The organism is Rhizobium sp. N324 (genome assembly GCF_001664485.1).
Classification (GTDB): Bacteria; Pseudomonadota; Alphaproteobacteria; order Rhizobiales; family Rhizobiaceae; genus Rhizobium.
Window position 1 is genome coordinate 1 of the sequence record NZ_CP013633.1, and the last position, 20122, is coordinate 20122.

The 20122-nt window shown below is 57.6% G+C and carries 15 protein-coding genes and 3 pseudogenes; 7 read left to right on the top strand and 11 right to left on the bottom strand.

Features of this window, described 5'->3' with window-relative positions:
- Nucleotides 1-454: 454 nt before the first annotated feature.
- Nucleotides 455-673 (bottom strand): annotated as a pseudogene (locus AMK05_RS34750) (DDE-type integrase/transposase/recombinase); the annotation flags it as partial.
- A 504-nt stretch (nt 674-1177) separates the two neighbouring features.
- A pseudogene (locus tag AMK05_RS35655) lies at nt 1178-1306 on the bottom strand (transposase); the annotation flags it as partial.
- A gap of 319 nt (nt 1307-1625) precedes the next feature.
- Between AMK05_RS35655 and AMK05_RS25635 the strand changes: the two are divergent.
- A pseudogene (locus tag AMK05_RS25635) lies at nt 1626-2395 on the top strand (integrase core domain-containing protein); the annotation flags it as partial.
- 856 nt (nt 2396-3251) lie between these two features.
- Here the strand turns inward: AMK05_RS25635 and AMK05_RS25640 are convergent.
- Nucleotides 3252-4169 (bottom strand): recombinase family protein, encoded by a 918-nt coding sequence (locus tag AMK05_RS25640; protein ID WP_064842342.1) that lies wholly within the window; start codon nt 4167-4169, stop codon nt 3252-3254.
- 519 nt (nt 4170-4688) lie between these two features.
- Between AMK05_RS25640 and AMK05_RS25645 the strand changes: the two genes are divergently transcribed.
- Together AMK05_RS25645 and AMK05_RS25650 are read left to right on the top strand one after the other, a co-directional pair.
- Nucleotides 4689-5825: an RHE_PE00001 family protein gene (locus tag AMK05_RS25645; protein ID WP_064842344.1), complete on the top strand. Its 1137-nt coding sequence runs from the start codon at nt 4689-4691 to the stop codon at nt 5823-5825.
- 17 nt (nt 5826-5842) lie between these two features.
- Nucleotides 5843-6082, top strand: a complete 240-nt coding sequence (locus AMK05_RS25650; RefSeq protein WP_064842346.1) for a hypothetical protein — start codon at nt 5843-5845, stop codon at nt 6080-6082.
- Between the two features lie 35 nt (nt 6083-6117).
- Here the strand turns inward: AMK05_RS25650 and AMK05_RS25655 are convergent, their stop codons facing one another.
- Nucleotides 6118-6984 (bottom strand): hypothetical protein, encoded by an 867-nt coding sequence (locus AMK05_RS25655; RefSeq protein WP_064842348.1) that lies wholly within the window; start codon nt 6982-6984, stop codon nt 6118-6120.
- Nucleotides 6985-7314: 330 nt separating this feature from the next.
- Between AMK05_RS25655 and AMK05_RS25660 the strand changes: the two genes are divergently transcribed.
- Complete coding sequence (locus AMK05_RS25660) at nt 7315-7977, top strand: hypothetical protein (RefSeq protein ID WP_064842350.1); 663 nt, start codon at nt 7315-7317, stop codon at nt 7975-7977.
- Between the two features lie 145 nt (nt 7978-8122).
- On the opposite strand, the gene AMK05_RS25665 is transcribed toward AMK05_RS25660, so the two are convergent.
- On the bottom strand, nt 8123-9541 hold the full coding sequence (locus AMK05_RS25665; RefSeq protein WP_064842352.1) for a DUF6035 family protein: 1419 nt from the start codon (nt 9539-9541) through the stop codon (nt 8123-8125).
- 109 nt (nt 9542-9650) lie between these two features.
- Between AMK05_RS25665 and AMK05_RS25670 the strand changes: the two genes are divergently transcribed.
- The 3 genes from AMK05_RS25670 (at nt 9651) to AMK05_RS25680 (ending at nt 14509) form a co-directional block, all read left to right on the top strand.
- A complete protein-coding gene (locus AMK05_RS25670) occupies nt 9651-10436 on the top strand; it encodes an AbiJ-NTD4 domain-containing protein (RefSeq protein WP_064842354.1) in 786 nt (261 codons plus the stop codon).
- A 132-nt stretch (nt 10437-10568) separates the two neighbouring features.
- Nucleotides 10569-12704, top strand: coding sequence for an ATP-dependent nuclease (locus AMK05_RS25675; protein ID WP_064842356.1), 2136 nt, complete (start codon nt 10569-10571; stop codon nt 12702-12704).
- Nucleotides 12704-14509 (top strand): UvrD-helicase domain-containing protein, encoded by a 1806-nt coding sequence (locus AMK05_RS25680; RefSeq protein ID WP_064842358.1) that lies wholly within the window; start codon nt 12704-12706, stop codon nt 14507-14509. The genes AMK05_RS25675 and AMK05_RS25680 overlap by 1 nt, the downstream gene beginning before the upstream one ends.
- 207 nt (nt 14510-14716) lie before the next feature.
- Here the strand turns inward: AMK05_RS25680 and AMK05_RS25685 are convergent, their stop codons facing one another.
- From AMK05_RS25685 to AMK05_RS25710, 6 genes are all read right to left on the bottom strand, one after another.
- Nucleotides 14717-15109, bottom strand: coding sequence for a hypothetical protein (locus AMK05_RS25685; RefSeq protein WP_064842361.1), 393 nt, complete (start codon nt 15107-15109; stop codon nt 14717-14719).
- A gap of 3 nt (nt 15110-15112) precedes the next feature.
- The gene (locus AMK05_RS25690; protein WP_225881156.1) at nt 15113-16327 is read right to left on the bottom strand and encodes a phospholipase D family protein; all 1215 of its coding nucleotides are present in this window, start codon (nt 16325-16327) and stop codon (nt 15113-15115) included.
- Nucleotides 16328-16342: 15 nt separating this feature from the next.
- On the bottom strand, nt 16343-17239 hold the full coding sequence (locus AMK05_RS25695) for a hypothetical protein (RefSeq protein WP_335725713.1): 897 nt from the start codon (nt 17237-17239) through the stop codon (nt 16343-16345).
- A 417-nt stretch (nt 17240-17656) separates the two neighbouring features.
- Complete coding sequence (locus AMK05_RS25700) at nt 17657-18223, bottom strand: hypothetical protein (RefSeq protein WP_064842367.1); 567 nt, start codon at nt 18221-18223, stop codon at nt 17657-17659.
- A gap of 226 nt (nt 18224-18449) precedes the next feature.
- Nucleotides 18450-19313, bottom strand: coding sequence for a DUF3800 domain-containing protein (locus AMK05_RS25705; protein ID WP_064842369.1), 864 nt, complete (start codon nt 19311-19313; stop codon nt 18450-18452).
- On the bottom strand, nt 19310-19840 hold the full coding sequence (locus AMK05_RS25710) for a helix-turn-helix domain-containing protein (protein ID WP_064842371.1): 531 nt from the start codon (nt 19838-19840) through the stop codon (nt 19310-19312). Before AMK05_RS25710 ends, AMK05_RS25705 begins: the two co-directional genes overlap by 4 nt.
- Nucleotides 19841-20122 lie beyond the last annotated feature (282 nt).

A 20122-nucleotide genomic window follows, 5' to 3' on the forward strand; every position in this document is an offset into this window, starting at 1 on the left:
GTGCGGCTGATCGTTATTCCGGCCGTTGAGGATTTCGGTTGTGGTCAGCTGACCACCAAGCTAACCCCTTGGAAAACACCAACTTTCAAAGGCGGCTTGTCGCAGGCATTGTGCCGGTTACCGTCTGGCTCCCGAGCCAAATGACGCCTCTTAGGGGAACAGTAGACCGTGATCTCAATACGAACGCGCCCAAGGTCGCGCACGAACTAGACCAGGAGCGAAGTCTTCGCACGAAATGGCAGCCGCCTTTCATCAATTCATTGGCACCGGCGCGGCCAGCAAATCGCAAGGCGGCCGGCTGTGCCGGCTAATCGCGAATGGGCGATGGCGCCGCATGGATAGGACGCAATAGGAACAACTACCTGCTGCCATCCGCAGCGCCGGAATCTACGGGGCTGCTTCGCGGCGGCACTTCCACAACACTGGGAGAATTCATCAACCGCTATCTTGGGCGAGGTGACGCAATGAGCCACTCGACCCTATGGTCTTTTGACCAGGCAAGAATGGCATTCGAGGTGAGTTTGGTGCCGTTGTCGGAGAGATCATTGCGAGTTTGCCGCGCCATTCGATCAGCGTCGTCAGCTCTCGAGCGAGGCGACGACCGGAGATCGAGGTGTCCGGGGATCGCCGCGAGGCATTCTCGCGTCGCGTCATGGACGATGTTGAGCACGCGAACCCCCTTCCGTAAGCGAACTTGCAGGCACGCGCGCACCGATCCTGGCCAACGCGAAGGCTCTGCCCGCTGGTCGCTGGATTTTGTTCGTGACCAAAAGCAAATGATCCAGTGGAACATTTCTCCACCGAACGACTGAGGCATATACCTATCTCGCAAGGCCCAGCCATCGGCACAGTATTTGAGTCCGTTGAAGAAGGTGATGGGTCCAGGCGGCTTGGAGGAGGCATAGCCGTTCCAGTCGCTGAGTTTGGCGATGATCCAAGCGGCCCAAGCGAGCGAAGCTTTGGGATGGGGATTGGATTGCAGCTTGGTCTTGCCCTTGAAGCGGCTTTCGAGGGCGGCGAGCGTGTTGATCTCCTGGGGACTGACTGCCAGGCTTGCCGGGTGAGGATCGCCGCCACTGCGGTCCTGCACGAGTTGGAGGACGATTGCCGCGGCCTTGGCGGCGATGGCGACGAGCTTTTCCAGCCGCGCCGCTAACTGCAATTGGCTGTCCTCGATCTTGAAGCCCTGCGTCTTCATCACCCGGAAGAACTGCTCGATCATCCAGCGCTGCTTGTACCAAGCGACGATCTGCCAGGCGTCAGTCGCACTGGAGAGCGCATGGGTGGTCAAGAGCAGCCAATGCAAGGGCTCGACACCGTCGGGTGCGTCCGGTTCGACGACCTCGACCCAACTGAGCCTAACCCCGTCGGGCAGCCCTTCTTCGCGCAGGTTTTGCGGCCGCCTGATCGTCGCCTGGCCGAAGCTCTAGGCACAACGTTGCCTGCCGCGTCGGACGGTCGGCGCGCTCGCGCAGTTCGATCGTTTGGGTGTCGCAGAACCGAACTGTCTCTACGACATCACGCAGTTTAGAGCCGCCGATGAGTGCATGGTCATGCATGACGCGCGACAAAAGATCGAAGCGTTGGTCGGGCAGGCGCGCCCACATCATAAAGAAGTCGCCCTATTGCGCGACCTCGCCAATGAGCGATGGCGTTTCGGCGACCGGCGGCTTCGGCGGGAGGGAGCGCCGTTGGGGTCGACCGCATCTACGGGCTCTATCGCGAAGAAGGACTTTCCGTTCGCAAGCAGAAAAGCCGGGGCGGCACGCTGTTGGCACGCGTGGCCCGATCCTGGTCGAAGCGAAGGCCAATGCCCGATGCTCGCTGAATCTCGTTCACGACCAGTTCGCTTGCGGAAGGCGGTTTCGCGTGCTCAACTTCGTCGAGGACGTGACCCGCGAATGCCTGGCGGCGATCCCGGACACCTCGATCTTGCGTCGTCGCGTCGCTCGCGAACTGTCGGTCCTCATCGAACGGCGCGGCAAACCGGGGATGATCGTCTCCGACAACGGCACGGAATTCACCTCGAATGCCATCCTTGCCAGGTCGAAGGATCATAGGGTCGAGTCGCACGGCATCACGCCGGGAAGCCGATGCAAAACGCTAATGTCGAGAGCTTCAACGGCCGGATGCGGGACGAGATGGTCAACCAAAGCCTGTTCCTCGGCTGCGATTATGCCCGAAGCGCCATTGCTGGGCCGACGATTACAACCACTTCCGGCCGCACTCATCGCTCGGACCAGACCTGGGCAAGTGATGCAGATACCATTGCCGCAACCGGCTCCAACGCTGCGCGAGATGAAAGCTTCGCGTTTCCGCCACTTGGCGTACTCGGAGCGCGCAGGCTCTAGTCGCCGCTGGAGAGGATCGAGTGCTAGGTCAGCGGGTCCACTGATCGAGGTTTTTCGCCAGACTCTGCTGTCGTGGGCCAGCAAGTTTTTTGGGGTGGACGCACTGCCAACAGCTGCTTTTCCGGTGGTCAGCTGACCACAGCTCCAACACTCTGAAAAGAAACGACATTTTCGGGCGCTACTATGGACGTCGCATGACCCGCTCCTCGCGCGACCTCTCACAAGATCGGTTGTGTAGAGATAGGTACCGTCCCCGATTGAGCGGCTTCGTGTTCGAACGAACAATGGCGGTGTTTGTCACGACTGAAAGGAGACATTGCTTTGTAATCTTAACGGCGGTCTCCGCAGGATGCTTCAGGACGAAGACCTCCTAGGCTTCGAGGACAGTCGAAATTGCTGGTCGTAAAACGAATGTTTGCAGATTTTCGGTCGTAATCATTCTTGTAGGAAATATAGCTGGCGGCGCGGACAAATGGCTCAATTAAATTGTCGAGCATCCTTGAAAGAACGCCGAAACGCGGACGGATTGTAAAAGAAACAAATACTGTCTGACTGAGTCGCGGCTCGCGCCCGAATTCTTCGTGCAGCCGAGACGGCTTTTTGGTAGCGAGGGGAGGGGCTGTCCTCTGCTTTTACCCGCGCCACCGAGGGTCATGGCCCGCGCGCCTCTGCGGATCATAATCACCGCGGCTGAAGCCTTCAGCACGTTCCGGGGGAGGGGGCGAGCAGGCGGAGGAAGCCGGCTCCGCGGGCGAGTGTAGGCGCTGAGCTGAAACCGCGGAGCGATAGCGACTAGCGGTCCTGGCGCTACAGATCCCCAAAGGCCGGACCTGACGATTATGCAGTCGAATAGCGACAAGAAAAGACTCTCTGCCATCGGGCGTCGGATGAACCATGCCCTCAATGGCGAATGAGGCCAAATCTGTGGGCTTCGTCCAGCAGGACCCGCACCGAGGACGGTTGCCACTTGTTGCCGCTGCGCACGGGCCGTTCTCCCATCTGGTCCAGTTGCGCGGCAATGTCGCGCAGCGACAGGTTGGGATCGGCAATGGCAATTGCCGCCACCAGCTTCATCAGATAGTCTTCGGGAGCGCGACGAGGGGATCGAGCAAGGAGTTCCTTCTCCGCGAGCTTTTCGCGTACCATGCGATGAACAGCGCGACGAAGGCGTTCGACGGTCCAGTCGTGGCCACGGCGATTGAGAACCCGCACGACATTGTCCCAACTGTGCTGCGGCCGGAGTTGACGCACCATCGGCAGCCACGTCTGCGCCGATGCAATGAGTTCATCGAGATAGAGCTTCTCCCGTGCCTGCGAGATTGCCTTGATCGCCTCCGGCCGTCGTTCTCGCAGACCCGGATTTCCAGGAAGCTTGCCGCGTGCCTTCGCCGCCTTAATGCCGGCTTTGGTACGCTCGGCGATTAGCGCCCGCTCGAGCTGCGCGACGGCGCCGAGGACCTGAAGGGAAAACATGCCCTGCGGGGTCGACGTATCGATTGGATCGCGGATCGACCGGAAATGCACGCCGCGCGCCTCGAGGTCCTCGATCACCGACAAGAGATGACTGACGGATCGGGCCAGTCGATCGAGGCGCACGACAATGAGGACGTCGCCGGCGCTAAGCTCAGCGAGTAATCGCGTCAGCACCGGTCGAGCCCGCGATGCTCCGGAACCATGCTCCTGATGGATCCGATCGCAGCCGGCTGCACGCAGCTCGTCCAACTGGGCATCGTGGACCTGTTCATCCGTCGACACCCGGGCATAACCGATCAGCCGCTTGGGAGATTGTTGGTTGTTAAATGTTTGTGGCTTTGCCATCGCGCTTGTAACGGCCCTGTCTCGAAGTAGTTTGTACAGATAAGGCATGCGTTAGAAATCGAACAGTTGCAAGCGTGTTTTAAGCATCAAATAGGGGCCCGCCAGACCCAAATCGCCACCCCGAGATGAGCAACGGAGCGTCCGCACTGACAAACCCGCGCCAGCGGGCTCCTGTGGCGGAAAGGCCGGAAAAACAACCGTTTTGGAGATGCCGCGAGAGCAGGGGCCCTCAGGAGGACGCCGGCGCATCATGCCAGAAGAAGGGTCGGGATTATGCGGGGCAACTTGCGGCGGCCGAATTCTGTCTCGGCGAGTCCGGTCATCCCAGCCGAAATCGGCCGAAAAGCCCGGAAAACCGCGCATTTCCGGCGATCCATGGTGACCGACACGCTGATTTGCGGCGTTATAGCAATCACTTCCGATAAGCATTACTTATCGGAAGCGAGACACCAAACTATCAAATATGCCCAGTGAGGAACCCTAACTTTCAGATAGAGTTCGATTAGCAAATCATTTACTATGATTTCAATGTCTTACGATCTCGGGAATTTTCCGCTGAAGAGCCTGATGCGGCCTGCTTTTGAAGCAGGTGTCGCTCTGACCCGTCTCGACGAGCGGATAGCCCGCTCGCCGGTCGGGCAAGGGTGGATCGAGCGAGCCCATTTTGCAGATGCCTGCGCCTCGCTGTGGATCGACGGCGACCTCGTCCATCTCGAAGACCTGGTGCTGCACGACGATACCCGCGATATTCGCACACCGACCCATGAGCTGACAATTGCCCGCGACGTGCTGCGAACCCGCCGGCGCATCGCCGCCCAACCACCCGGCTGGGCTTTTTCCACCGACGGGCTTCGGACGCTGCGGCAGACCTCGGAGATCATGCCGGTCGACGCTGACGCGACGGAGGCGACCGGCGCCAGGCAGCCTGTCGGTGTCGAGTCGATAGGGGAGGGGGACGAAGCTGACGGCGGCGAAGGCCTTCCCGGTGTCGACTATGCCGACATCGATGCGGTACTTGCCCGATCGGAGGCCGCGATCAAAGACGCAACGCGGCCCGGCCGCGCCAGCGCGGCACACAGAGACGCACTGGTCTATGATCTCGACTGGGACGAGGATGCGCGGCTGGAGGAATGGCGCCGCGTCCTGCGGCAGGTCCAGGATTTGCCCGCTGTGCTGCAGGCGATCGTCGCCCTCGATGCGTGGAATGAGCTGGCCGTCCTGCAGCATGCGCCCTGGCTCGGCCGGCTGTTTGCCGCTTCCATCCTGCGCCAGGCGGGCGTCACCACCGGCGCCCATCTGGCTGCCATCAACCTCGGCCTGAAAACCATTCCCGTCGATCGGCGCCGGCATCGCGATCGCGAGACCCGGCTGCTCGCCATCGCGCAAGGGCTGATCGCAGCGGCCGAGATCGGCCTCAAAGAGCATGACCGGCTGGCGCTGGCACGGCAGATGATGGAGCGAAAGCTCACCGGCCGGCGGACGTCGTCAAAAATGCCGGAGCTGATCGAGCTCGTCGTGGCAAAGCCGCTCGTCTCGGCCGGCATGGTCGTGAAGACGCTCGAGGTCACGCCGCAGGCGGCGCGGAGGATTGTTTTGGAACTGGGGCTCCGGGAGATGACGGGGAGGGGGAGGTTTCGGGCGTGGGGTATAGTCTGACAACGAGGAGGCAATCGATGCCAATCACAAGAATTGAACGAATTGTCGGCGGTCGGGTCATCAGCCGCGTCGAACGCGGGGCCGACGGCAACTATGCCTGCCATCATTTCGGATCAAATGTAGATCCAGTGCCCTGTGCGAGTTTAGACGACGTCGCGGACTTCCTTCGTGCCAATTCTCGCAGCGGCGTGCGGATGAACCCTGATTGGCGCAAGATTTCACGCAATGTCTACATCGATGGCGTTTTTCTGCGCTGACCCAGAAGCCGATGGGGAATGACGCGTCAAAGCTCTTACAAGGACCGCGCTCGCAGGGCTCTTTCGATACTCTCTATAAAGGTTCTGATCAGATCGGCAGTTTCCTGAACGAATGCTTTGGTGAAGATCTTCAGTTCGTTTCCGTCTTTGTCGAACCCATTGCGATGGACGCAGTCATGACGCAGCAGCACCGCCCTAAAGAGGCTCGCCTTGTCGGTGGCCAGGTTCAGGATGCGGATTCCAAGCGCGATATGGTAGAGAACATCCACCTTGGCGAGATTGTGATACTGGATCGACCGCAGGTGCTCGCGGACCCGTTTACCGACCAGATCGGCGTCCTTCGAAAATTCGGCGAGCGTGAATTTTTCTTTCGCAAGGTCTTCGTCCTGTCGAAGCAGCCGCTCGACGGCGTGCGCATCGCTCTCGATTTCATTTATCAGGCGGTCGGCGAGATAGGCTTCCATCGCAGTGATCTGATGCGAAAAGATCATCCGATTGACCAGGTGACCGCCACTGTCGCCTCCATAGTCCGCGAGCAGGTCGCCTGTATGATGGTAGGAGCTCATGAAGACTGTTAGCGGATCATCCGGAACAGAGTAATCGACCCATTCGTCAGGTTCCGGCTCACCGTGCTCCAGCCCATAATCGAAATCCTGAATGACCTCGTGCGGTCCTGCATTGGTGATATGGTAATTCTCGATACCGATGGGATACTCCCACAGACCCCAGCTTAGCTCTCCAAGTTCCGGGTGATCGATGTCAGCTTCATAGTGGATTTCCGATCCCATCTGCCGTTCATCACCACCGACTGCGTCCCAATCCAGCTCGTCGCTTTCGATTTCGTAGATTTCGCCAGTTTCACCATGCCTAATTTGAGCCGTTCCCCTGCAGTAAATCTCCATAAGCTCCTCCCATTTCAGGCTCCGCGAGATGCGGTGGAATTAGAATGAACGCGGCCATTATGATTCGCTACCGTGCGCTTTTCATTCGGCAAGAGGTTCATTCTCATGCGCCGGCCCAGAATTTCTTCCGGAGGCAAGTCGCCTGGCTTCCAAAACCGATGGAATCGGATATGATCCTGTTCGGAGCCGATCGCCAGGGCTGCAAGCGACCCTAAAGGCGGCAATTGAGAGATAGCAGTCCTCACCTAAACGGCAACCAATCAGCCGGCGCAAGGTGACATGAAGCGCTTGTGTTCACCGTATCAGACGCTGGAGTGAATTGGATTTGTCATGTCTATCCACAAAGAATGCGTTGACGCCCTGCGTGCGAAGTACCGCGCGTTGACGGGGAACAAACTTGTCGCGGGGCACGCCCACGAAATCGTTGCCGCCTATTTCGGATATGGAACTGCGGCAGCACTTCGCGCTGAAGCGAAATATCCACTTACCTTGCTCGAAGAAGCTGAGGTTCTGATGCCGGCGCTCGCGGTTATGGATCAGAGAATTGCTGAACTGCAGGGAATTCCTGGCGACCTGCCAACTGTCGATGAACTTGCAGCGCAAATTTCGGAGTTTCTTTTCGAAGCCGGACATTTTTCGGGTAAGATCTGGAGCAACAGAAACATCGGTGAGGAAGTCAGCGCGTACGCCTATGAAAACCCGCTGACAATCCTTGACGAGCTCTCAGGAGAGATGGCGACGACAAATGCCTACTTCGATGGCTTCTATATCGATGAGGCAGAGGTATCGTCGAACGATGAAGGCCTGACAGTGACGCTTACGGGTACCGCCGAGGGCGAGCAGGATCAAGAAAGGGCGTTTTCAGGCGACAAGATCAACTTCACGACCTCTGTGACTTTCGATCTCGTGGCCGGACGCGTGGCCTATCGAGAGCCTGAATTCGATACAGGTGGCAGCGTCGACGACTCCTATTTCGACGATGATGCCGCGTGACTGAGGTCGGGACCGTCATTGATGACAGCGATGGCGGCCCCACACTTACTCGCACCTTCTGGTCCTTCGGCCCGAATTTCGGCAGTCCGCGTTCGCACCCGAAATCCTGAGAGGCAGAACCGAATGGGAAATCGACGCTGGCACCTCAGAGCTTGGACTGGGCGAGACGAGACGACAGGAACTTTTCAATTTTGCTGCCGATCTCAGGGAATACGAACATGAGGAAGGGTAGCGTATCTTCATCGGGTAGATAGCGCTGATCACCTAGCCGGATGTTCTCCCGAATCGTGCGGGCGCGTTTTTCCCATTTTCCGCTCTTGTCCTGGGCTTTGATCAATTCCTCGCACCCGTATTCTTTGAGGGCAAATCCCATCGCGAGCGCGTGTTCCGGATATCCGTCGCAAATGCGGTGGGCCACCTCGATGAGGTGTTTGAAGTCCCAACCGATCGGACGCTTTTCGCGCGCGCTCAGGACGCCATTCATGAGACCGGTAACGGCCCGGTCGTGTCGGTCGTTGGTCGGAGGTGTAACGCCGCGGCCGGACAGCTCCGAAGTCAAGCCCTGCCACGTTTCTTCAGCGGACAGTGGATCAGGAGTGTGCTGATTACGCGCCAACCAGAATGAGCAGATCTTTTCTCGCAGGTCGCGATCCCGTCTTTCCACCTCGATCCTTGCGTTTTCGAAGAGCAACCGAGATTGGCCTTCGTAGTCGAAGGCCCAAGCTGACTGTGATTCCAGATTTATGCTCAAATCGCGGAAAGCGACGATCTGGGACGCCCAATGATCTGTGATAACGCCTGACATCAGTTCGGGCACGCGGTAATGCGCGCGGAGATAGAACATGCCGCTGCTTTCGGACAGAGCCGTCGTTTCTTCATCGACAACGAGAATGTTGGAGTTGTTGGAGAATAGCAGGTCGTCGGTTGTCATGCGCCGGTAGTTGGGATCAAATTCTGCCATCACCCAGATAAGCAAAGCACCTTCGCTACGATAGAATGACCGACGTCCCGCGACCACGTCGAGGAAAGTCGTCGAAAGTTGCGCCTCGAAAGCCACCCGGCCAAAGGTGGTGAGAGCCTGTACGTCGGGTTGGCGTCGGCTGCGGGAGTCTCGGGCAGAGCGCCACTGCCTCTCAGAGAGGATTTCGCTGTTCGAGGGGTCGGCAGCAAGACTGCGCAGGAGCCGTTCCTTGATCTTTCGATGAGCGACACTTTCTCGCTGGCCATCATATTTGAGCGCCCGGATCTCGTCGCGGCTCAATGCCGAACGGGTGATCGACGGGCAAGAGCCATCCTCTCGGCAGTGGCGAAAAAAGAAACGCTTCTCGCGAGAGGCAACCAGATAGACGGGTGTCGCGCAAAGCCCGCATGCGAAAAGCGGCTTGTCCGCTAGATTTTCCCGGATCGAAACGCGCTCCGCGACCAACCGATCATAGCGCTTTTGAGAGATAAAAGCTGTGGCTTCAAAGAATTCCCCGCTCTCCAAATCGAGAATCTCGGTGATCTCAGGCTTTTCGACAGGCTCGGCAAAAGCCAGTGGGTCAAAGGTGACATTTCCTTGCATGATCGCACCTGGTTTTACGAATCAGTCGAAGATAGGCAGATTCGGTTGCTTTCATGCACGCAAAATGAAGAATTACGTTTGATGAAAGAGTGTAGGTGAGGCGCGAGAAATGAATCGGTCCTTTTCCGATAGACATGGTTATCGTGGCCCGGAACCGGAAATCACGATCCGCGAGGATGCTCCCGACTTTCTGCGGTTCCAGGTCGCGAGCATCGCGCGAAACTGCGGTCTAAGCCCGACAGCTATCCGGACCATCGTATGCGATATCTTGCTCGAGGTTCCAGATCCTCGCAACTGTAGCGCATACCCAGACATCTGGGATGAAGTCCTCGGCTTGTTGACAGGGTGCGACTGGTACAAGGTCTATGACGTCGCTGAAGCACTTTGGCGCAACTTCGAATACCGCCCAGACGAACAGCGGCGCTTCGAAGACGATTTGAACAGGGTGTTCCGCGAGAAAGGGATCGGTTGGGATCTCAAAGATCCGGATGGAATAGTGTTTCGTGGTGATCCGACTTTCGCGATTGCGACTGAGCAGGCGGTCGATGCTTTTGCGCAGAGCGGTAGGTACACGGCGGCCGGCGAAATACGTGAGGCGCTGAAGGATATCTCACGTCGTCCGGATCCGGACCGCACAGGCGCGATTCAGCATTCGATGGCTGCGCTCGAATGCGTTGCTCGAGACATGACAAACGCCCCTAATCTGAACCTCGGCCAGATTATCAACGGTCTGGCCCTGACTCCCCCTTTGGGGGATGCCGTCCATAAGTTATGGGGTTACGCCTCGCAGAATGGACGCCATGTGCAGGAAGGCCGAGACGCGACGGCCGCCGAGGCCGAGCTCGTTGTCAGTGTTGCTTGCAGCCTCGCCGTATTTCTGCTGAGGCGGACTTAAAACCTGCGGCAAATCGCTCTGTGAGGGTAACAACTATGCCTGTGGGATAGAGGGCTGTCACAGTCGTGGAACGATGGTCTTCTCTCGTTTTGCGGGTATATTCGCGGAACCACGAGTCTCGAAGGATCCACGATGCATATCTCGCGCGTTCAATTGGTAAACTATCGTAATTTCGAGCGGGCAAACTTTCATTTCAACAAAGGCATTAATACGATCATCGGCGAGAACGGTTCAGGAAAGACGAACCTGTTCCGCGCAATGCGGTTGATGCTCGACGATGATTTCCTCCGTTGGGCGTACCGACTTGAAGAGGGTGACTTTCACCGCGGCCTCGGCAATTGGCGTGGGCATTGGATCATCATCAGCATTGAGTTTGCGGAGGTGTCCCAGGAGGAAGCAATCCAGGCGCTTTTCCTCCATGGCACCGGCGTCATCGAAAACGACGCCGTCGCGAGAGCCACTTATAATTTGATTTTCCGACCTAACGCCGCGACGCGCACGCTTCTCAGCCAACTCGCTGAGGGGGATCATACCGGCCTCGCGGGGATCTTGAACACGATCACCCTTGACGATTACGAGACGGTCTTCACCGGTAAAAGCACTGCTGATTTCTCCGATCCAGCCGTCTATCAGGCGTTGGTTGGCGACTTTGCGACAGTGCAGTTTCCAGAGGAGCTTCATCCCGCGAGCCTCGGCGGTCGGGTTCCAGGGATCATGTCCGTGAGCAAGGAGGTCTGCTTCACTTTTGTCCAAGCGTTGCGGGATGTTGTCAGCGAGTTCCAGGGGCAGCGGACCAATCCATTGCTGACGCTGTTGCGCAGCAAGAGCGGCGAAATCGACCCCGCTGCATTGGCGCCGATCACCGAGCGCGTCAAAGCGCTTAATAACGAGATCGAAGCGCTTCCCGATGTTGGCGAAATCAGAGCCGATATACGGCAAACGATCCGCGATGCAGCGGGAGAAACATATTCGCCTGCAAGCTTGGCGGTCAGGTCGGCGGTCCCCGACGAAGCCGACCGGCTGTTCCAATCATTGAAGCTTTTCGTCGGCGAAACGGACGACGACTATGAGGGAGCCATCAACGAGTTGAGCCTCGGTGGCGCCAACCTGATCTACCTGACGCTGAAGCTCCTTGAGTTTAAATACCAGAAAGCCAAACAGGCCTGCGCAAACTTTCTGGTGATCGAGGAGCCCGAGGCCCATATCCACACGCATATCCAGAAAACTCTGTTTGACCGCCTGAGTTACCCCGATACGCAGGTGATTTATTCCACCCACTCGACCCAGATCTCAGAAGTCAGCAACGTGGAAAACGTAAATATCTTGGGGCGCAGCGGGTCACGCTGCGAGGCATTCCGTCCGAGTGCGGGACTGGATGAGCCGGAGATCAGAAGCATCCAACGGTATCTCGATGCGGTTAGAAGCAATCTCCTATTCGCTAAAAGTGTCATCCTTGTTGAAGGCGACGCGGAAGAAATCCTCGTACCTGTCCTCGTCAAAGAAGTTCTCGGGGTGAGCCTCGATGAACTGGGCGTAAGCCTGATCAACATCCGCAGCACCGGATTTGAGAATGTCGCGGTGCTTTTCCACGACCTTAGAATAAGAAGACGCTGCGCCATCGTCACCGACCTCGACGCGACGTTCTTCAATACGGAGCCCGCCGAGGACGATACGAAGGCGATGAAGGGCGCGAAAGAAAAAGCAATCGGAGCCCAGGCGGCCGGGGTCGCCCGACGGGCAAGACTGACGGCGTTCAAGGACGGCAACGACTGGGTGTCCGTCCATTATGCTCCGAGAACCTTCGAAGTCGACTTCGTGGCGGCGGGAAACTCGGAACTCGCTGTTTCAGTCTTGAACTCGGTCTATAAGGACAATGCGACGATAGTTGCTGCAACTGCGGAATTGAGATCCAACGATCCGGCAGTGTTTGGCCGTCGAATCCTCGCCATGGCGGATTATGCCGGGAAGGGTTGGCTCGCAATCCAGATGGCCAAGCAGGTATCCTCCTCGACGCGCATCCCGGACTATCTGGTCGAAGCGATCTTTTCCGCCCATCGACCGATCGGTTGCGCTGTTCTCGCAAATATGATCGAGCACCGCCTGAAATTTCGCCAGGATCCCGCGGTGATCGGCGACGCACAGCTTGCCCAGCTCAGGGAGCAGGTAAGATCATTCCGCGCTGGCGAGCCGGCGATAGAGCCGCTCCGCGAAGCATTGATCGGTGCGGTCGCTGGCGACGTCATCATCGACGTCATGGGACATGCCTGATGGTTTTCGTATGGCAAAACGGCGACCTAAATGATGAGCAGACGGATGCCGTCCTTCATGACGGGAGCGTTTTCCTCGCTGCGTGTCCAGGGAGCGGCAAGACAAGAGCTCTCACTTACAAGATCGCTCTCGAGCTCTCGAAGCTGGAAAGTGAACGCCATTGGGTGGTCGCCATCACCTACACGCATCGTGCCGCCGAAGAGATCGCTGACCGTATCGAGAGACTGGGGGTCTCGACCGACCGCCTCTGGATCGGCACAATCCATTCATTTTGTCTCGACTGGATTATTCGGCCCTACGCTGTCTATCACGATTGGCTTGCCAACGGGTTCCGGGTGATTGACCAGCATGAAACCGATGACATCCTGACGGATCTTTGCCAGCAATCTCCGAATTTCGTCCGCCCCCTGGATTGTCGATATTATTTCACGACCGCTGGTTTCGAGCTTGAGGGAGCAAATCCGAACCGCCGAGCAGCAGCGACAGCCGTCCTGCAACGCTACTGGGATCGGCTTCAGGAACACCGGCAACTGGACTTCGAGATGATCTTGAGCTGCGCGCATGACTTGATCGCCAGCAATCCCTCGATTTCCGTGCTGCTCGGATCTCTATTCCGCTACATCCTTGTTGACGAATATCAGGACACCAAAGAGATCCAGTACGCAATTGTTGCTGCCATTCTAAGGGCATCGGCCGGAAACACGAGAACGTTTATCGTCGGGGACCCCAACCAGGCAATATACGGGTCCTTGGGCGGCTATGCGATGACTCTGGCAGAATTCGCGGCGCGCGCCGGCATCGATCTCGCCGAGAAAAGCCTGTCGAACAATTACCGCTCCTCCGAAAGGATCGTCGGCTATTTCTCGAACTACTGTGTCGTGCCTGCGGTCATTGAGGCTGTCGGCAAAGACCGCGACTACGGAAGCTTCATTTCCTTCGACCAGGAGATCAATCACCAAGAGCTGGATGATGAGATCGTGCGGCTCATTCGCCATAATATCGAAACGCTTGGAATTTCGCCGCACGAAATCTGCGTTGTAGGACCGCAATGGGTGCAACTGGCGGCGATAACTCGACGCCTCGTGGCGGCGCTACCCGAATACAATTTTGACGGCCCGGGCATGGCGCCGTTTTCTCGAGACCAAGACAATATCTGGTTCAAGATATCTCGGCTTGCATTGACTAGGCCAGAGCCACAAATGTTCGTTCGAAGGATGCGCTGGGCCGGCGAGGTTCTGGAGCATTTTCGGTCTGTAGGCATCGACACGTCGAAAACCTCTCGACGGGATCTTTTGCGCCACTGCAATCAAATTGAGATCCTGATCGACGATGGCCTCGAATACCTAGAGCTGTTTTTTGACGAGCTGCTGCTGGCGCTCGGGATCGACATTGCGCTGTTTCCATCGCTCGATGATCATCGCACGGCATTTTTCGAACGGTCGAGAATCCAAATCGAACGGCTGGAAAACGCCGGCGTGCAAGCGGTATCCAACATTGCGATGTTCAGGCGCGTGTTCGCGGCGCGCTCCGGAATCACGATATCAACTATTCACGGTGTCAAAGGGGCTGAATTCGATTCCGTGATAGCATTTGCGCTGCTCGAAGGCATGGTTCCGCATTTCGCTGATCCTAATGCGCTGGATAGCGCCAAGAAGCTCCTATATGTGATTGCATCGCGCCCGCGAAAGAACCTTCATTTGATTGCCGAGGTCGGGCGGGTCAATGGGATCGGCGAGCCGTACGAGACGACAAATATCCTTGCCGAGTACGTTTTCGGTTATGACTTGATGGAAGCCATTGAGTAGGCGTTACCAAGACCGCCGCATAAACCAGGCCTCGGCTTTTGGATTTTCGATCATAGACGGCCGACACGCGTAATGGCCATTGTCGATAGCGGCCGGCAGGCTTTTGCAGCGAGACTTCCCAAATAATCGGTGGGAATGGCCAAATAGCAATTCCCGGCCTTAAGACCTGCGGCCTGTAGAATTCGGATGGTGCCAAAGCGTCCTCGGTCAGACTTCTCCGTCAACGACCATTGAGGTGGGAAAACCACCGTGTGGCTTCGCGATGAACGCTAGGCGCGCCTTACGGAGTGGCCACGTCTTGTCGCGCCACCAGTAAAACTCCAGATGCGATCTGCCCTGCGCGCGGATTTCCGACTCGATGCCGCGGCTTTCGTGTGTGCCCGGAACCGCGAGAAAAGTTCCTGTCACGATGCAGCGCGTGCTGCCCCTCGCGGTGCGCTCGGTGTCGAAAACAGCGTCGCCGATGCAAATCCCCATAAAATCCGTGCAGCGCTGTCCCTCAGGTGTCTCGATGATGAGATCGCCCGACTTGCGATCAAAGTAAATTTTCACTCGACTACCGGTCTTGGGTGGCTGATGAGAGACATGCGGAATATCCATTTTCTACTCCTGTGGTAGTCGTATTGGCGCCTGCGAGGCTTTCGCAAGCACACCGGGAGAGTTTTCCTGCTCCGCAGGAAGGTCGAAACGCGGATCAGTGAGATCCAGCGCGCCATGCCGCATCAGCGCCTTCTCAAGCCGACCGAATATCCACTTATAGGCTTGGGGCGTGAGCTCCATATGCGGTTTTCTCATGATGGCCCGTCGCGGATTGAGATTGCCACCATTCCCGGCGTTCAGATTGCGCTGCGTTGGAGCAAAAGAACTCGGACCGAGTTCGGCCATCATGTCGGCCATGGACACCCCCGCTGAAAGCGGTCCGTTGATGAAGACGGGATCGTGGACGCGAACATAGTGCGGCCAATTCTCCTTCCAGGCTCTCACTGACACGTCGGCTGGCGTGGCGTCATCCAGAATTGGCCTATGCTCCCTCCCGATGGCGCGGCCGTAGATGACGTAGTCGCTCCGTGCCTGAACCATGCGCGCCATGAACATGATGGCCCCATCTCGGACCTGGCGGGGCCGCTTTCCACTCGGGTACGTGCAAGCCCAGTGCGAACCGGAACGAATAACTTCCTCGTCGATCTGCATGGATAGCGACGCGCGGTTGTCCGCCCTTCCAAAGAATTTCACGAAAGACTGGACAGGCGCATCCGTCGGAGACTCCAGCACCAAGGGCGATGCAACGTTCACGGTCTCTCCGAAGTCGGGCAGAGAAACGCTATCTCTCGTCCCGACACGGTACGGGGCGAGAATTTGACGCCATTGCTGGATTTGGGCTTTCGACAAATCGTGTTTGGTGTTGGACCATAGGCGATCGAAGTAACTCTGGCACTGTGTGGCGATAGCGGGGTCATCAGCGGTAAAGCCGAACTCCTTGTTCTGAAACATGGCAGCTTCAGTGAGATTGGCGCTTGTCACGATCGCCCGCCTGGCGCCGAAGATATACATTTTGGAATGGAGGCCGATGACCCCGCGGATTTTCGCTCCGCTCTGGAGGAGGAGATCCAGCGCGTCCAGATCGCTTACCCCTGCATTGAAGGCGTTGAGGTCGAAGCGAGTGATGACGCGAATATCATGGGGACGATGGGCGAAAACCAGGCGCTCCACGGTCCGCTTCTTGATGAAGGGACACACGATCGACACCGTTTCGGGTCTTTCCCACATACCAGCATCCAGTTCGTCCGACCATCCAGAATCCACCAATCTGAAGCTCAAGGGCAATCCTCCCGGTCAATACCGCCGGTGTGCGCGTAAAATCGCGCCCGTCGCCTTGCCTGATGCGACCTCGATCCCGACGAGGATCTGGATGCGAGGTTTCTGGAGTTCCTTCACGGCCAAAGCGAGCGGGGTGGCGTCGTCCATTTGCGTCCATCTATCCACGAGGTTGGCGATCTTGAGCAGGTCCGAAACAGTGTGATCTTTTAGATCGATCATTCCGCCTAGTCCCTTGGCGCGTTCCGAGATGAAGCGAATGGCGTCGACCACGGTGAACGCTGCGGTCGGACGCCCCTTGTCATCGAGGCAGATGATTGCCTGGTGCTTTTCGTCGAGCAGTTCGGCCAGTTCGCCCAACCCCGTCTCCGGTTTGACCGGCACGAATGCAGGGTCGAGCTTCGCGGCCAGCGTATTGGCATTGGTCCCGTCCCGGCGAGGGCGCGTTCTCACGACCGTGCTCAGAGTTGAGTAATGCTTCATCCAAGATGCCGTTTCCGTGCATCGCAATTCGATCAGCCGCACGATCTTGGCGTGAATGTCGGTCACGTTCAGATCGAGAACCGGTTCGTGATGGGCCACGCGATTCCGGAAGACATTGATCGGCTTCACCAGGTTCTGGATCTCCTGGCGGCTTTGGCCGTGCTGCAGATTCGGGAAGGCGATATTGACGGTGGTGCGCCAGAGAGCACCGTATTCGGGCCGGAAGAGGTTCGACCAAAAATCGAAGGTGAGTGTTGCGACGATCTGATCGCGCGGCGCGTTGGCGCCTGCCCTCTGTATTGCCTTGTCGAGCGTCGCCAGCCCGTTTCCCGTCAGGGTCTGATCGCGGAAGGTGGCGTCCTGATGCCAGCTCGCTCCGAACCTTGCGACAAGGATATCGTCGACGGCGTTTCGCAGCGTCACTTCCGCCACATTCAGCGGATAAAGGAACGCCTTGGCGACCCGGGCATTGTAGAGGTACAGTGCCATCGCATATTCTTCGTGATTGCCCCCCTTTGCGAGGTAGGTTGCGAAGCGTGGCTCTGAAATCGAGGCCCGGATGGCCTGCAGCTGCGCCGGCAGGTAGGGAAAAGGAACTTGACTTTCTGCCATATTGCGTAGATAACCACCCCAAGCAGTCGAACAGGCCCCACTGGCTTGCCATGCGCCTTCGACATCGATTTTTTGTGCACCAGGTCAGGCCAGCCCTCACCTGGTGTTTCAATTTCTAAGATGTGATTCACACGGTCGCAAGCAGTAGAGTTGCTCCGAGTGTGCTGCCGAAAGGCGGTCCCGCGTCCAGGATTTCGGACATCGTGGCTGGGAGCGTGCTCGCCGACCACGTCCCGATTATTGCATCGCCTGACTGTGCCTGATGGTCTGCGCCAGCGCCTCGACAACCTGCGGGAACCGTTCCGGATCGCGTACCGCTGACTTGAGCTCGTCAGCCCAGCCAGGTTTCGATGTGCTCCATTTTGCCATCATACCCTGGCCAATTCCGCGGTGGCGGATGAGAAACTCGCCAATCATGGCCGGTACGCGTGCGGTAATGAAATTCGCATTGGCCGGCTTTGCCCTCGCCACGATGACGAAGGCATTCGCGAAACTCACCAGATCATCTTCGCTGGCAAGCTCCTTCATGAGTTCCAAGACAGCGCCTGAGGGCGTATTGTAAGCTTTGGAGCCATGTTCGGCGATCGCCTGGGCAATCCGTTCTGCTGTTTCGACATTCACTTTCGGCACCTCTTCGCTAAGGCTGGTGAGCGCTTCGGCCCTGGCCCGGCGCTCGGCAGCGAGTTTCTTGACATCTGCGGCATCTGCCGCCGTCGGCACCCATACGGTGACCTTTTGCCATCCCTCCGCGGCGCGCAGCTCGCGCTGTCGCTTCATGCGGTCGGTGACTGTCTTGTCGGTCATGCAAGCTCCGTAGTGCGACTACGGGAGAGCATAGGGCGTAAGCCTACTACGGTCAATCTCAAACTGTATCGCTTGAGTATGATGTTGGAACGTTCACGGTTATGTGCCAAGCAGCAAGATCAGCTCGAAAGACAAGCCGTCAGTCCGCGTACGTTGACATCCCCCACCTGGCGACATATATGTCTCCTCGGAGGCTTTGAACGCGGCAACGCGGGCATTGCCTTTTTTATTGGCCGTTTCGAACGGCCGGCCTTAGATCCTTGATCTGCTTTATCCCCCAGATTTTCTCGCCCCCTTCCGTCTCGCGGCTGAACCGAATTCGTTTCACGCGGTTTGCCAACCCCTCCAATTCCGGGCGCGCGGGCGCGGTCATCCCGTTCAGGCGCAAGCCCCAACTGACTACGTAGGCGACGATATCGGTCAGCTGAATCAGCGTTGTAAGGTCGCTGTGGACAAAAAACGGCTCCGGAATAATAAGCCGCGACCGCACTCTGCCGTTCCGGGTCCTGATGAAATAGTTCGAAACCTGGCCCAGAAGCACGTGGCTCTGCGCCTTGTCGAGTTCATCGAATACCAGGTATCCCATGGGATCACCGGGCAATCCATTCAGGAAATAGTAAAACCGCTCGAACAAGAAGGCGTAGTCCTTGCGCATGGCATCGTCACTCGGCGGCCGGGGAGCCTCTTGCGGAACCATTGTGGCGAACACCTGTGCCCCATGGCCGCGAGCCAGATCCAACGCGAATTCGCAGTAGGCGATTTTCGCCTGCGCGAGAGCAGTCAGCCTTTCCCGGGTCACAGCGGTTCCGTCAGTCAAGATTTCCCGAGCGAGGTGACTGCGCTCGTTCACGTCAAACGGTGGCAACTGCGCTGCATGCTTGTAGGTCTTCTGTTTGAGCAGCTCCTTTGCCTTGGCTTCCTGACCATAAGCCTGATACAGGCGCATGCCGAAAATGTGCTGTTGCGCATCGGACAACTGCCGGATCAACGGCCAGATCTTGCGGTCTTCGATTGCGACGCCGGCAAGCACCTCATAGGGCGAGTTTCGCCGGTCTTGGCCAGACTCATCAATGAACAAGGCCCAGCTCATGCGTCTCTCGCCGCCGGCTGTGCATTGGATGGCTGTTTGCCCTTTGGTCGCGGTCTGAAGCCCGGCTTCTCAACGGCCTTACGAGCGGCCTTCGCCGACTCTTCAGCTTCGCGAAATTCCGGTTCAAGCTCCTGAAGGCGTTTGACGAGGCCGCTCAGATCATAAGTGTTGCTGAGCTTTCCGCCATTGGCACTACGGCGCTCGATACGCCGGACGAGGCCAGCTTGTTCGAGTTCGGCGATATATCGCTGAACCTGCCGCTCGCTGAGACTGAGCCTGAGTGCCAGGGTCTCCTTGCTCGGATAGGGTTTGCGCTCTTTGTCCCACCAGAAATCGCAAAGCTGCAGAAGCACGGCGAGCTGCGTCGGATTGAGCCCGATCCGCTGCTGCGCGCGCAGCAGAAGCGACGGAACGAGGCAAAAGCCAAGCTCAATGACTTGCTGGCCCCACTTGTCGGCGGATGCCTTGCTCGTCTTGATCGTGGGTGCGGGTGTTGCGTCGGCTTCTTGAGAATTTGTTGTGGTCATGTTAGTGTCCTTTCAATCGGCTGTGGGACACAAATGCGCTGTATCTTTTGAGGTTTCAAGGCTCGACATACGGACATATACGTCTAGTGGGAACTAGACATAGGCGTCTCATGGGCACTGGTCAAGGGTGACCGCCGAAGAAAGACGTAATGCTAATCGCAGATGAAGCGGGATAGCAGATAAACGAGTAACATTTCACCAGTGGACGTTGATGACTGGTGGGTCGCGCCAATTTTCTCAAATCGCCGCCGTTTTGATCCGAGCCTACTTGCGACCGGCTCT